This is a genomic window from Pseudomonas sp. SH10-3B (assembly GCF_019891415.1).
Classification (GTDB): Bacteria; Pseudomonadota; Gammaproteobacteria; order Pseudomonadales; family Pseudomonadaceae; genus Aquipseudomonas.
In genome coordinates, this window is sequence record NZ_JAFLXD010000005.1 from 196,041 (window position 1) to 208,857 (window position 12,817).

The 12,817-nt window shown below is 61.7% G+C and carries 12 protein-coding genes; 8 read left to right on the plus strand and 4 right to left on the minus strand.

Going from position 1 to position 12,817, the window contains the following annotated elements:
* Positions 1-7: 7 nt before the first annotated feature.
* Positions 8-679: a ribose-5-phosphate isomerase RpiA gene (gene rpiA / locus J1G35_RS06340; RefSeq protein WP_053127902.1), complete on the minus strand. Its 672-nt coding sequence runs from the start codon at positions 677-679 to the stop codon at positions 8-10.
* A 136-nt stretch (positions 680-815) separates the two neighbouring features.
* Between rpiA and ilvA the strand changes: the two genes are divergently transcribed.
* Positions 816-2,330 carry a threonine ammonia-lyase, biosynthetic gene (gene ilvA / locus J1G35_RS06345; protein WP_223014113.1) on the plus strand — a complete coding sequence of 505 codons (1,515 nt, stop codon included), beginning with the start codon at positions 816-818 and terminating at the stop codon, positions 2,328-2,330.
* Between the two features lie 41 nt (positions 2,331-2,371).
* Entirely contained in the window at positions 2,372-2,785 is a 414-nt protein-coding gene (locus tag J1G35_RS06350) for a DUF2269 family protein (protein WP_223014115.1), read from the plus strand.
* Between the two features lie 102 nt (positions 2,786-2,887).
* Here the strand turns inward: J1G35_RS06350 and J1G35_RS06355 are convergent, their stop codons facing one another.
* Positions 2,888-3,544 (minus strand): HAD family hydrolase, encoded by a 657-nt coding sequence (locus tag J1G35_RS06355; RefSeq protein WP_053127908.1) that lies wholly within the window; start codon positions 3,542-3,544, stop codon positions 2,888-2,890.
* 143 nt (positions 3,545-3,687) lie between these two features.
* On the opposite strand from J1G35_RS06355, the gene J1G35_RS06360 reads away from it, so the two are divergent.
* A complete protein-coding gene (locus J1G35_RS06360) occupies positions 3,688-4,167 on the plus strand; it encodes an RNA pyrophosphohydrolase (protein ID WP_053128161.1) in 480 nt (159 codons plus the stop codon).
* Between the two features lie 22 nt (positions 4,168-4,189).
* Positions 4,190-6,469 carry a phosphoenolpyruvate--protein phosphotransferase gene (gene ptsP, locus J1G35_RS06365; protein WP_053127910.1) on the plus strand — a complete coding sequence of 760 codons (2,280 nt, stop codon included), beginning with the start codon at positions 4,190-4,192 and terminating at the stop codon, positions 6,467-6,469.
* 104 nt (positions 6,470-6,573) lie between these two features.
* On the opposite strand, the gene J1G35_RS06370 is transcribed toward ptsP, so the two are convergent.
* Positions 6,574-7,320, minus strand: a complete 747-nt coding sequence (locus J1G35_RS06370; RefSeq protein ID WP_053127911.1) for an NRDE family protein — start codon at positions 7,318-7,320, stop codon at positions 6,574-6,576.
* Positions 7,321-7,441: 121 nt separating this feature from the next.
* On the opposite strand from J1G35_RS06370, the gene J1G35_RS06375 reads away from it, so the two are divergent.
* The 3 genes from J1G35_RS06375 (at position 7,442) to J1G35_RS06385 (ending at position 9,988) form a co-directional block, all read left to right on the plus strand.
* Positions 7,442-8,224: a sulfite exporter TauE/SafE family protein gene (locus J1G35_RS06375; RefSeq protein WP_053127913.1), complete on the plus strand. Its 783-nt coding sequence runs from the start codon at positions 7,442-7,444 to the stop codon at positions 8,222-8,224.
* Positions 8,225-8,289: 65 nt separating this feature from the next.
* A complete protein-coding gene (gene lgt, locus J1G35_RS06380) occupies positions 8,290-9,102 on the plus strand; it encodes a prolipoprotein diacylglyceryl transferase (protein WP_223014117.1) in 813 nt (270 codons plus the stop codon).
* Positions 9,103-9,154: 52 nt separating this feature from the next.
* Positions 9,155-9,988 (plus strand): thymidylate synthase, encoded by an 834-nt coding sequence (locus J1G35_RS06385; protein WP_223014119.1) that lies wholly within the window; start codon positions 9,155-9,157, stop codon positions 9,986-9,988.
* A gap of 51 nt (positions 9,989-10,039) precedes the next feature.
* Here J1G35_RS06385 and cadR read toward each other — a convergent pair whose 3' ends face one another.
* Positions 10,040-10,480: a Cd(II)/Pb(II)-responsive transcriptional regulator gene (cadR, locus tag J1G35_RS06390; RefSeq protein WP_053127918.1), complete on the minus strand. Its 441-nt coding sequence runs from the start codon at positions 10,478-10,480 to the stop codon at positions 10,040-10,042.
* Between the two features lie 84 nt (positions 10,481-10,564).
* Here cadR and J1G35_RS06395 point away from each other — a divergent pair, with 84 nt between their 5' ends.
* Complete coding sequence (locus J1G35_RS06395) at positions 10,565-12,817, plus strand: heavy metal translocating P-type ATPase (RefSeq protein WP_223014121.1); 2,253 nt, start codon at positions 10,565-10,567, stop codon at positions 12,815-12,817.

Sequence of the window (12,817 nt, forward strand, 5' to 3'; positions counted from 1 at the left end):
TTTTGCATCAGGCTTTAAGGGTTTTTACGCCTTCGGAAGTGCCCAACAGCAGTACATCCGCCGGACGCGCAGCGAACAGGCCGTTGGTGACCACGCCGACGATGGCGTTGATTTGAGTCTCAAGCTCCACCGGGTTGGTGATCTGCATGTTGAACACGTCGAGGATGATGTTGCCGTTGTCGGTCAACACGCCTTCGCGGTACACCGGATCGCCACCCAGCTTCACCAGCTCGCGGGCTACGTGGCTGCGGGCCATCGGGATGACTTCCACCGGCAGCGGGAACGCGCCAAGTACCGGCACCAGTTTGCTGGCGTCGGCGATGCAGATAAAGGTCTTGGCCACCGCTGCGACGATCTTCTCGCGGGTCAGGGCGGCACCGCCGCCCTTGATCAGGTTCAGGTGTTCGTCGCTTTCATCGGCGCCGTCGACGTAGAACTCCAGGTCGCTCACGGTGTTGAGCTCGTAGACCGGAATGCCATGGCCCTTGAGGCGTGCGGCGGTGGCTTCGGAGCTGGCCACGGCGCCGTCGAATGCGCCCTTGTGCTGGGCCAGCGCGTCGATAAAGCAGTTGGCGGTGGAGCCGGTGCCGACACCGACGATGCTCTTGTCGTCGAGTTTAGGAAGGATTAAATCGACGGCGGCCTGGGCCACTGCCTGTTTGAGTTGATCCTGGGTCATGCGGGCTCCGGAACGGGCGGGGAGTAAAGAGGGGCGCGAGTATAACCCAACAAAACCTCTGGATTCGTGTGGTCGCCCGGCCAAACGCTGGGTTAGACTCCTTGGCCCTGCCCAACCCGCCCAGTGACTTCCGCCGATGCTTGAACAGTACGTCAAAAAGATCCTCACCTCGCGCGTCTATGACGTTGCCGTAGAAACCCCGCTGCAGACCGCTCGCCAGCTCTCCGAGCGGCTGGGCAACAAGGTCTGGCTCAAGCGTGAAGACTTGCAGCCGGTGTTCTCGTTCAAGATTCGCGGCGCGTACAACAAGCTGACTCAGTTGACGGCTGAAGAGCGTGCGCGCGGCGTCGTCACGGCCTCGGCGGGCAATCATGCGCAGGGCCTGGCCCTGGCGGCCAAGGTGCTGGGGGTCAAGGCCACCATCGTGATGCCCAAGACCACCCCGGAGATCAAGGTCGAAGGCGTGCGCTCCCGTGGCGGCAAAGTGGTGCTGCACGGCGATTCCTTCCCGGAAGCCCTGGCCTACTCGCTCAAGCTGGTCGACGAAAAAGGCTACGTCTACATTCACCCCTACGATGATCCGCACACCATTGCCGGGCAGGGAACCGTGGCGATGGAAATCCTGCGCCAGCACCCAGGGCCGCTGGACGCGATTTTCGTACCGGTGGGCGGCGGCGGGCTGATCGCCGGCATCGCCGCGTACGTGAAATACCTGCGTCCGGAGATCAAGATCATCGGCGTCGAACCGGACGACTCCAACTGCCTGCAAGCCGCCATGGCCGCCGGCGAGCGTGTGGTGTTGCCCAGTGTGGGTATCTTTGCCGACGGTGTGGCGGTGGCGCAGATCGGCCAGCACACCTTCGACATCTGCAAACACTACGTGGATGAAGTGATCACCGTCAGCACCGATGAAATCTGCGCGGCGATCAAGGACATCTACGACGACACCCGCTCCATCACCGAGCCGGCCGGCGCGCTGGGTGTGGCGGGGATCAAGAAATACGTGGAGACCCGTGGCATCACCGGGCAAACCCTGGTGGCCATCGACTCCGGCGCCAACGTCAACTTCGACCGCCTGCGCCATGTGGCCGAGCGCGCCGAGCTGGGTGAAGGCCGCGAAGCCATCATCGCCGTGACCATCCCCGAGAAACCGGGCAGCTTCAAGGCGTTCTGCGAGGCCGTGGGCAAGCGCCAGATCACCGAATTCAATTACCGCTATCACTCCGGCAGCGAAGCGCACATTTTTGTCGGTGTGCAGACCCACCCGGAAAACGACCCGCGCAGTGCGCTGATCACCAGCCTCACCAGCAAGGGTTTCCCGGTGCTGGACCTGACCGAGAACGAATTGGCCAAGTTGCACATTCGCCATATGGTCGGCGGGCATGCGGCCAAGGTCAGTGATGAAGTGGTGTTTCGCTTCGAATTCCCCGAACGTCCGGGGGCCTTGTTCAACTTTCTTAATAAATTGGGCGGGCGCTGGAACATCTCGATGTTCCACTACCGCAACCACGGCGCCGCTGACGGCCGTGTGGTCGCGGGCCTGCAAGTGCCGGCGAGCGAGCGTCACCTGGTCCCGGCAGCCCTGGAAGCCATTGGCTACCCGTATTGGGATGAAAGCGATAACCCGGCCTACAAACTGTTTCTCGGTTGAGCGACTACGCTGATTGGGGCGGCCTTTAAGGAAGACGACACATGGACACCCTTACCACCCTCAAAGTTATCCACATAGCCGCCACGGTGGTGTTGCTGCTCAGTGGCCTCGGCCTGGCGCTGCTGGCCTGGCGCAAGCGCAGCGCCGGCCCGGCCGTGACTGTGCAGCGCCCGTGGGCGTTCGTGTGGTTGCTGATGGGCGTTTGCATGCTCAGCATGCCGTTTACCGGCTGGTGGCTGGCGCACCTGATCGGCTGGCCGCTGGGGCAGACCTGGATTCTGGGCTCCAGCATCCTCTATACCGTGGCGGCGCTGGCCTGGTTCTGGCTGGTGGCACGGCTTAACCGCCTGCGCAAAGGCGAGGGCGGTAGCTTGAATTTCACCCTGGTGCTGGCGGTGGTGAGCCTGGTGGGCTTTGTGGCGATTGCAGGGTTGATGGGCGCCAAGCCGATTTAGGGTTTTAGACCGCGTCGACTGCATCGGGGGCAAGCCCCCTCCCACATTTAACCGAGTACATCCTTTGGAATCCGGTCGAGTGTGGGGGGGCCGATAAGGCCATCAGCTACGCAGCGTAATCACCGGCCAACCACGCTTCTCGGCTTCAGCGCGCAGATTCGGATCCGGGTCCACCGCTACCGGATGCGTCACCTGCTCCAGCAGTGGCAGGTCATTCATCGAGTCGCTATAGAAGTAGCTGTCTTCCAGGCTGTACCCAGTCTCTTCCAGCCAACGATTCAAGCGCGTCACCTTGCCCTCGCGAAAGCACGGTACGTCGGTGCTGCGTCCGGTGTAGCGGCCGTTTTCCATCTCGCATTCGGTGGCGATCAGGGTTTCGACGCCCAGGCGTGCGGCAATTGGCGCGGTGACGAAACGATTGGTGGCGGTGATGATCACCAGCTTGTCGCCAGCGGCGCGGTGCTTGGCCAGCAGTTCTGAGGCCAACGGCAGCATGATCGGCTCGATGCAGTCGCGCATATAGTCATTGTGCCATTCGTCCAGCTGAGTCATCTCGGTGCGGCCGAGGATTTCCAGGCAGAAGTTCAGGTAGGCGGCGTTGTCCAGCTTGCCGGCCAGGTAGTCCTGGTAGAACTCGTCGTTGCGAGCCTTGTAGGCCACCGGGTCGAGAATCCCCCGTGCGCAGAGGTAATCGCCCCAGGCGTGGTCGCTGTCACCGCCGAGAAGGGTGTTGTCCAAGTCGAATAAAGCCAGGCGCATTGCAGTTACTCGCTGAAAAGTCTGTAAAAAGGCGTCCAGAATACGGTCTTTTCACAAGAGTGCACATAAGGTAAGAAGCCTCGTTGCCGCTGGAACAACCTTTGTGGAACAATGCGGCGACATGCGTTTGCGAGGTTGTTGCCGTGATCGACCCCGATGGTTTCCGTCCTAATGTCGGGATTATTCTTACGAATGATGCCGGACAGGTGCTATGGGCTCGCCGAATCAACCAAGATGCCTGGCAGTTTCCTCAAGGCGGAATCAACCCCGATGAAACCCCTGAAGACGCCCTGTACCGTGAGTTGAATGAAGAAGTCGGCCTTGAGCGCGAAGATGTGCAAATTCTGGCCTGTACCCGGGGCTGGTTGCGCTATCGTTTGCCGCAACGCCTGGTGCGTACCCACAGCCAACCGCTGTGCATCGGCCAGAAGCAGAAATGGTTTCTCCTGCGCCTGATCTCCAACGAGCAGCGGGTGCGGATGGATTTGACCGGTAAACCGGAGTTCGATGGCTGGCGCTGGGTCAGCTATTGGTACCCGTTGGGCCAGGTGGTGACATTCAAGCGCGAGGTTTATCGTCGCGCTCTCAAAGAGCTTGCCCCGCGCCTTTTATCGCGCGACTGACGACGGAGTTCGACCCCGAGCCATGCTCAATACGCTGCGCAAGATCGTCCAGGAAGTTAACTCCGCCAAGGATCTCAAGGCGGCGTTGGGGATTATTGTGTTGCGCGTCAAGGAAGCCATGGGCAGCCAGGTCTGCTCGGTTTACCTGCTGGACCCAGAGACCAACCGTTTTGTGCTGATGGCCACCGAGGGCTTGAACAAGCGCTCCATCGGCAAGGTCAGCATGGCGCCCAATGAAGGTCTCGTGGGCTTGGTGGGGACGCGTGAAGAACCCCTGAACCTTGAAAACGCGGCCGATCACCCGCGTTATCGCTACTTTGCCGAAACCGGCGAAGAGCGCTACGCCTCGTTCCTCGGCGCACCGATCATTCACCACCGCCGCGTCGTCGGCGTGTTGGTCATCCAGCAGAAAGAGCGTCGCCAGTTCGACGAAGGTGAAGAAGCCTTCCTCGTGACCATGAGCGCGCAGCTCGCCGGGGTTATTGCCCACGCCGAAGCTACCGGCTCGATTCGCGGCTTGGGGCGCCAGGGCAAGGGTATCCAGGAAGCCAAGTTCGTCGGCGTACCGGGTTCGCCGGGGGCGGCGGTCGGTACTGCCGTGGTCATGCTGCCGCCGGCCGACCTCGATGTGGTGCCGGACAAGCACGTCGACGACATCGACGCTGAAATCAAACTGTTCAAGACGGCCCTGGAAGGCGTGCGCGCCGACATGCGCAACCTGTCGACCAAGCTGGCCACCCAGTTGCGCCCCGAAGAGCGCGCGCTGTTCGACGTGTACCAGATGATGCTCGACGACGCGTCCCTCGGGAACGAAGTCAAGACCGTGATCAAGACCGGCCAATGGGCCCAGGGCGCACTGCGTCAGGTGGTCACCGATCACGTCAACCGTTTCGAATTGATGGACGACGCCTACCTGCGCGAGCGGGCCTCCGATGTGCGCGACCTTGGCCGCCGTCTGCTGGCCTACCTGCAGGAGGACCGCACCACCAACCTGGTCTACCCCGACAACACCATCCTGATCAGTGAAGAACTGACCGCCACCATGCTCGGCGAAGTGCCCGAAGGCAAACTGGTGGGCCTGGTCTCGGTACTTGGTTCGGGCAACTCCCACGTCGCGATCCTGGCCCGGGCCATGGGCATTCCGACGGTGATGGGCCTGGTGGACCTGCCGTACTCCAAGGTCGATGGCATCGACATGATCGTCGACGGCCATCGTGGTGAAGTCTTTACCAACCCCAGCGATTTGCTGCGCAAGCAATACGCCGAGGTGGTGGAAGAAGAAAAGCAACTGGCGCTGGGTCTCGACTCGTTGCGCGAGCTGCCCTGCGTGACCCTCGACGGCCACCGTGTGCCGCTGCTGGTCAACACCGGCCTGCTGGCCGATGTGGCCCGCGCGCAACAGCGTGGCGCCGAAGGGGTGGGGCTATACCGCACCGAAGTGCCGTTCATGATCAACCAGCGTTTTCCGAGTGAGAAGGAGCAGCTGGCGATTTATCGCGAGCAACTGTCCGCCTTCCACCCGTTGCCGGTGACCATGCGCAGCCTGGATATCGGCGGCGACAAGTCACTGTCGTATTTCCCTATCAAGGAAGACAACCCCTTTCTCGGCTGGCGCGGTATTCGCGTGACCCTCGACCACCCGGAAATCTTTCTGGTGCAGACCCGCGCCATGCTCAAGGCCAGCGAAGGCCTGAACAACCTGCGCATCCTGCTGCCGATGATCTCCGGCACCCATGAGCTGGAAGAAGCCCTGCACCTGATCCACCGCGCCTGGGGCGAAGTGCGCGACGAAGGCGCCGACGTGCCGATGCCGCCGATTGGCGTGATGATCGAAATCCCGGCGGCGGTGTACCAGGCCAAGGAGCTGGCACGGCAGGTGGACTTCCTGTCGGTGGGCTCCAACGACCTGACCCAGTACCTGCTGGCCGTGGACCGTAACAACCCGCGGGTAGCCGACCTCTATGACTACCTGCACCCGGCGGTGCTGCAAGCCCTGCAAAACGTGGTGCGCGACGCCCATGCCGAAGGCAAGCCGGTGAGTATCTGCGGTGAAATGGCCGGCGACCCGGCAGCAGCGGTGCTGTTGATGGCGATGGGTTTTGACAGCCTGTCGATGAACGCCACCAACTTGCCGAAGGTGAAGTGGATGCTGCGCCAGGTTGAACTGAGCATGGCCAAGGATCTGCTGGCCGAGTTGATGACCATCGACAACCCGCAGGTTATCCACAGCTCGCTGCAATTGGCGCTGAAGAACCTGGGGCTGACACGGATGATCAACCCGGCTTCCGCCAAAACCTTGTAGGCGCGAGCGTGCTCGCGAAGAACCTCAACGATAACGCGGGGAGCCTGATTCCCTGCGGCGTTCTCAGGTTTTTCGCGAGCAAGAACTAGGCGTCCCCCTCGCTCCTACAGGTTGATGTCTACCTCGCCCAACCGCCCACCCTGCGGCCCGAAGCTGCGCTCCACCATCCGCCGCGTACCATCGGCATTCACAATCAGCGCCGTGCTCGCCCGCGTCCCATAACTCGGGCTGGCGATAAACACACTCGACAGCAGACTCTCCGTCGCCAACCCCACGCCGGTATCGGGCAAGTCAGCAAACGATGCCGTCTGCGGGTCGCTCAGGATCTCCAGTAGCGCTTCGGGCTGCGGATCGGTCAGCAATTCGCGCAGCGCGGCTTTGGCCTTCACCAGCTTCGGCCACGGGGTATCCAGCCCCGCGTTGGACAACCCATAGACCCCTGGCTTCAGTTGCGTCGGCTCGGTGTCATTGGCGTTGTAATGCCACAACTCTTCCCGCGTCCCCACCAGCAGGTTAAACCCGGCATATTCAATCGATCGGCCGTTAACGTCGGCCAAATACTGGTCAATCGGTAGCGAACCACTGAGAAACCGCGCCACCAGTTCCCCGCGTGACTTGCGTGCGGGCGGCTGGTGCGGGTCGCGGATGTTGGTCAGGGCAGCAAACCGCCCATCGGCATTCACTCCCAACCAGGTGCCACCTGCTTCCTGATCGCGGCCGGCAAAGACCTCGGGCGCATCCGGCCATTGGGCCAGCGGCAGGCTGGGGCGGGCGTAGAACTCATCGCGGTTGGCCGCGACGATCAGCGGTTGGGCATGGCCCGGCCGCCAGGCGAAAACAATCAGGCACATCAGGCGGTTCCCTTTTGTGTTTTTAGCCACTCTACCCACACCGGCAGCAGCGTTCCATCGTATCCAGTTGGGTCGCATGCCTTCCATCCGTTAACATGCCGGACTTGGTTGGGGGGCTCCCATGGAATTTCTGCTGTATTTGCTGCTGGGCGCCTGCGCGGGCGTGCTCGCCGGGCTGTTTGGCGTGGGCGGCGGGATCATCATCGTGCCTGTGCTGGTGTTCAGCTTCACCTTGCAGGGCTTCGACCCGCAGGTGCTGACGCACCTGGCCGTGGGCACGTCCCTGGCAACGATCATCTTTACCTCGGTCAATGCCGTGCGTGAGCACCACCGACGTGGCGCGGTGCGTTGGCCGATCTTTGTATGGATGACCGTGGGTATCCTGCTCGGCGCCGGTTTTGGTGCGCTGACCGCCGAAGCGATTTCCGGCCCCCACTTGCAGAAGATCATCGGCGTATTCGCCCTGATCATCGCCGTGCAACTGGCCCTGGAGGTCAAGCCCAAGGCCAGCCGCACCGTGCCGGGCAAGCTCGGCCTGACCCTGGCCGGTACCGTGATTGGCTGGGCTTCGGCGATTTTCGGCATTGGCGGCGGCTCGCTGACCGTACCGTTTTTGACCTGGCGCAGCGTGCCGATGCAACAGGCGGTGGCCACCTCATCCGCCTGTGGTCTGCCGATTGCCCTGGCCAGTGCATTAAGTTTCATGATTCTGGGCTGGCATGACCCGCTGTTGCCCGCTCATAGTCTAGGGTTCGTGTATTTGCCGGCGCTGCTGGGCATTGCCCTGACCAGCATGGTGTTTGCCCGCTTCGGCGCACGCCTGGCGCACCGGTTGTCGCCGCGCTTGTTGAAGCGGCTGTTCGCCGCACTGCTGTTTTGCGTCGGTTTGAATTTTTTGCTGTAACGCAGGCTTAATCGCGCCCGGGCATGGTCCGGTCGCCATAACGAATGATTTAACGAGGAGTCGCAATGCTGCCTTACCCGCAGATCGACCCGGTGGCCCTGGCCATCGGTCCGCTGAAAATCCACTGGTATGGGTTGATGTACCTGATCGGCATCGGCGGCGCCTGGCTGCTGGCGTCCCGGCGCCTGAACCGTTTCGACCCGACCTGGACCAAGGAGAAGCTCTCCGACATGGTGTTCTGGTTGTCGATGGGGGTAATCGTCGGCGGACGCCTGGGGTATGTGCTGTTCTACGACTTGTCCGCGTATATCGCCAACCCGATGCTGATCTTCGAAGTGTGGAAAGGCGGCATGGCGTTCCACGGTGGCTTTATCGGCGTGATGATCGCGGCCTGGTGGTTCGGCCGGCGCAACGGCAAGTCGTTCTTTCAACTGATGGACTTTGTCGCGCCGTTGGTGCCGATCGGCCTGGGTGCCGGACGTATCGGTAACTTCATCAACGCCGAGCTGTGGGGCAAGCCGACCGACGTGCCGTGGGCCATGGTGTTCCCGCCGTTCAGCGACCCGGCGCAATTGCCGCGCCATCCGTCGCAGCTGTACCAGTTCGCGTTGGAAGGCGTGGCACTGTTCCTTATCCTGTACCTCTTCTCGCGCAAACCGCGCCCCACCATGGCTGTTTCCGGCATGTTTGCGCTGTTCTACGGGATCTTCCGTTTCATCGTCGAATTCGTGCGCGTGCCGGATGCACAGCTGGGCTATCTGGCCTGGGGCTGGCTGACCATGGGGCAAGTGCTCAGCATTCCGATGATCCTGGTCGGCCTGGGCCTGCTGTGGTGGGCGTACAATCGCCCGCAACCGCTGAAGGACACCGCGCTTTAAATTCGAATGCCGAGGCCTGCGAGGTCTCGGCTTCAACGATACGGGTAATGACATGAAGCAATATCTCGAACTACTGAACGACGTCGTGACCAATGGCCTGACCAAAGGCGACCGTACCGGCACCGGCACCAAGGCCGTGTTCGCCCGTCAGTATCGGCATAACTTGGCCGACGGCTTCCCGCTGCTGACCACCAAGAAGCTTCACTTCAAAAGCATCGCCAACGAGCTGATCTGGATGTTGAGCGGCAACACCAACATCAAGTGGCTGAACGAAAACGGCGTGAAAATCTGGGACGAGTGGGCCACCGAAGAAGGTGACCTGGGCCCGGTGTACGGCGAGCAGTGGACCGCCTGGCCGACCAAGGACGGCGGCACGATCAACCAGATCGACTACATGGTGCACACGCTCAAGACCAACCCCAACAGCCGTCGCATCCTGTTCCACGGCTGGAACGTCGAGTACCTGCCGGACGAAACCAAGAGCCCGCAGGAAAACGCGCGCAACGGCAAACAAGCCCTGCCACCGTGCCACCTGCTGTACCAGGCGTTCGTGCATGACGGCCATCTGTCGATGCAGTTGTACATCCGCAGCTCCGACGTGTTCCTCGGCCTGCCTTACAACACTGCCGCCCTGGCGCTGCTGACCCACATGCTGGCCCAGCAATGCGACCTGATCCCCCACGAGATCATCGTCACCACCGGCGACACCCACGCCTACAGCAACCACATGGAACAGATCCAGACCCAGCTGGCGCGCACGCCGAAGAAGTTGCCGGAACTGTTGATCAAGCGTAAGCCGGCGTCGATCTACGACTACACGTTCGAAGACTTTGAAATCGTGGGCTATGACGCTTATCCAAGCATCAAGGCCGACGTGGCTATCTAGAGTCTGTGTCCACTGTGGGAGGGGGCTTGCCCCCTCCCACATTTGGCCCGTTCAATGGCCGTGGCTTCTGCCCACATGTGAGGGCTCGGCCTCGCTGGCGGCAACACCGCCGCTGACCTCCAGCTGCTGCAAAATCCCACAGTGATCCCCGCCGCCACAGCGTTGGCGCAGGTCCAGCAATTGCTCCTGCAACGCCAACAGCCCATCAATCCGCGCTTTCACATGGTGGATATGCTCATCAATCAAGGCATTCACGTTTTCGCACTGGTCCTGGGGGCTGTCCCGTAGCCCGAGCAAACTGCGGATTTCTTCCAGCGTCATGTCGAGGCTGCGGCAGTTGCGGATAAAGATCAGCCGCTCGGTGTGCGCCTGGGTGTAGACGCGGTAGTTGGCGTCGGTGCGTGCCGGGGGGGGCAGCAGGCCTTCTTTCTCGTAATAACGGATGGTTTCCACCGGGCAGTCGGTCAGTTTGGCCAGTTCGCCGATCTTCATTGCAGCAATCTCCAAATGGGTGCTTGACCCTATAGTGGCTACAGGGTCTTTACTTGGCAACAGGCACCTTACGGACGCGACCTGATGAGCGATTCCATTCACACCCCGCATAAGCACGACCACGACCACGATCATGGCCCGAAGAAACTCACGCCTGTGCATGACCACGGCCATGGCGGTTCCTGCTGTTCCGGTACCCCGGCACCCGCGCTGGTGCAATTGAGCGAAGCCCCGACTGCCGGTTCGCGCCTGAGCACCTTCCGCATCGAAGCCATGGACTGCCCCACCGAACAGACGCTGATCCAGAACAAACTCGGCAAGCTGGCGGGTGTGCAGCAACTGGAGTTCAACCTGATCAACCGCATCCTCGGCGTCACCCATGACCTGCCGAGCACCGCGCCGATCATTGACGCGATCAAATCCCTGGGTATGCAGGCCGATCCGATCGAGGAGGGCAGCCCGCCCGCCGAGCCGCCTGCCAAGAAACATTGGTGGCCGTTGGCGTTGTCCGGCGTGGGCGCATTGGGCGCCGAAGTGCTGCACTTCACCAATGCCGCGCCCACTTGGGTGATTGCGCTGGTCGCACTGGTGTCGATCTTCAGTGGCGGCCTTACCACCTATAAAAAGGGCTGGATCGCCCTGAAAAACCTCAACCTGAACATCAACGCGCTGATGAGCATCGCGGTCACCGGTGCGATCCTGATTGGCCAGTGGCCGGAAGCGGCCATGGTGATGTTCCTGTTTACCGTGGCCGAGCTGATCGAAGCCAAATCCCTGGACCGTGCGCGCAATGCCATCAGCGGTTTGATGCAGATGACACCGGAGCAGGCCACGGTGCAGCAGGCTGATGGCAGCTGGGTTGAACAGGAGGTCAAAAGCATTGAGCTGGGCGCCATCGTGCGGGTAAAACCTGGCGAGCGCATCGGCCTCGACGGTGAAGTCACTGCCGGCCAATCCACCATCGACCAGGCGCCGATCACCGGTGAAAGCCTGCCGATTGAAAAGACCGTGGGCGATAAAGTCTTCGCCGGCACCATCAACCAGGCCGGGTCCCTGGAGTACAAGGTCACCGCAGCGGCCAACAACTCCACCCTGGCGCGCATCATCCATGCGGTGGAGCAGGCCCAGGGCGCACGGGCACCGACCCAGCGGTTTGTCGACAGTTTCTCGAAAATCTACACCCCGGCAGTGTTTCTGTTTGCCTTGGGTGTGGCGCTGATCCCGCCGCTGTTCATGGCCGGTGCCTGGTTCGACTGGATCTACCGCGCCCTCGTGCTGTTGGTGGTGGCTTGCCCTTGTGCGTTGGTGATCTCCACCCCGGTCACCATCGTCAGCGGCCTGGCGGCTGCGGCGCGCAAAGGCATCCTGATCAAGGGCGGCGTGTACCTGGAAGGCGGTTACAAGCTGGACTACCTGGCCCTCGACAAGACCGGCACCATCACCCACGGCAAGCCGGTGCAAACCGATTACCTGGCGCTGTTCCCCCATGTCGAAGACAGCGCCCCGGCCCTGGCTGCCAGCTTGGCCGGGCGTTCCGACCACCCGGTCTCGCTGGCGATTGCCAACGCGGCTGTGGATAAAAACCTGCCCGTGCACGTTGTGGATAACTTCGAAGCCCTGGCCGGTCGTGGCGTGCGCGGCGATATTAATGGCCAGACCTACCACTTGGGTAACCACCGCCTGGTGGAGGACCTTGGCCTGTGTTCGCCGGCGTTGGAAGAAAAGCTGTTCGCCCTGGAGAAACAGGGCAAGTCCGTGGTGCTGTTGCTCGACAAGTCCGGCCCGCTGGCACTGTTCGCCGTGGCCGACACGGTCAAGGACAGCAGCCGCGAAGCCATCCAGCAATTGCATGAACTGGGCATCAAGACCCTGATGCTCACCGGCGACAACACCCACACCGCCCAGGCGATTGCCGCCCAGGTCGGCATCGATCAGGCCCAGGGCGACCTGTTGCCCACCGACAAACTGCACGCCATCGAAACCCTCTACGGCCAAGGCCACCGGGTCGGCATGGTCGGCGACGGCATCAACGACGCCCCGGCCCTGGCCCGCGCCGAGATTGGCTTTGCGATGGCCGCAGCAGGTACCGACACCGCTATCGAGACCGCCGACGTGGCCTTGATGGACGATGATTTGCGCAAGATTCCGGCATTCATTCGTTTGTCGCGGCAAACGTCGAGTATCCTCAAGCAGAACATCGCCCTGGCCCTGGTGATCAAGGCGATCTTCCTGGTGGTCACCTTCCTGGGCCTGGCCACTATGTGGATGGCGGTGTTCGCCGACATGGGCGTGGCCCTGCTGGTGGTGTTCAATGGCCTGCGCCTGTTGCGCAAATAG

Excerpts from the sequence above, each read along its gene's own strand:
- rpiA (WP_053127902.1), bottom strand. The coding sequence starts at position 679 with ATGACCCAGGATCAACTCAAACAGGCAGTGGCCCAGGCCGCCGTCGAT.
- ilvA (WP_223014113.1), top strand. The coding sequence starts at position 816 with ATGCTTGAACAGTACGTCAAAAAGATCCTCACCTCGCGCGTCTATGAC.
- J1G35_RS06350 (WP_223014115.1), top strand. The coding sequence starts at position 2,372 with ATGGACACCCTTACCACCCTCAAAGTTATCCACATAGCCGCCACGGTG.
- J1G35_RS06355 (WP_053127908.1), bottom strand. The coding sequence starts at position 3,544 with ATGCGCCTGGCTTTATTCGACTTGGACAACACCCTTCTCGGCGGTGAC.
- ptsP (WP_053127910.1), top strand. The coding sequence starts at position 4,190 with ATGCTCAATACGCTGCGCAAGATCGTCCAGGAAGTTAACTCCGCCAAG.
- J1G35_RS06370 (WP_053127911.1), bottom strand. The coding sequence starts at position 7,320 with ATGTGCCTGATTGTTTTCGCCTGGCGGCCGGGCCATGCCCAACCGCTG.
- J1G35_RS06375 (WP_053127913.1), top strand. The coding sequence starts at position 7,442 with ATGGAATTTCTGCTGTATTTGCTGCTGGGCGCCTGCGCGGGCGTGCTC.
- lgt (WP_223014117.1), top strand. The coding sequence starts at position 8,290 with ATGCTGCCTTACCCGCAGATCGACCCGGTGGCCCTGGCCATCGGTCCG.
- J1G35_RS06385 (WP_223014119.1), top strand. The coding sequence starts at position 9,155 with ATGAAGCAATATCTCGAACTACTGAACGACGTCGTGACCAATGGCCTG.
- cadR (WP_053127918.1), bottom strand. The coding sequence starts at position 10,480 with ATGAAGATCGGCGAACTGGCCAAACTGACCGACTGCCCGGTGGAAACC.
- J1G35_RS06395 (WP_223014121.1), top strand. The coding sequence starts at position 10,565 with ATGAGCGATTCCATTCACACCCCGCATAAGCACGACCACGACCACGAT.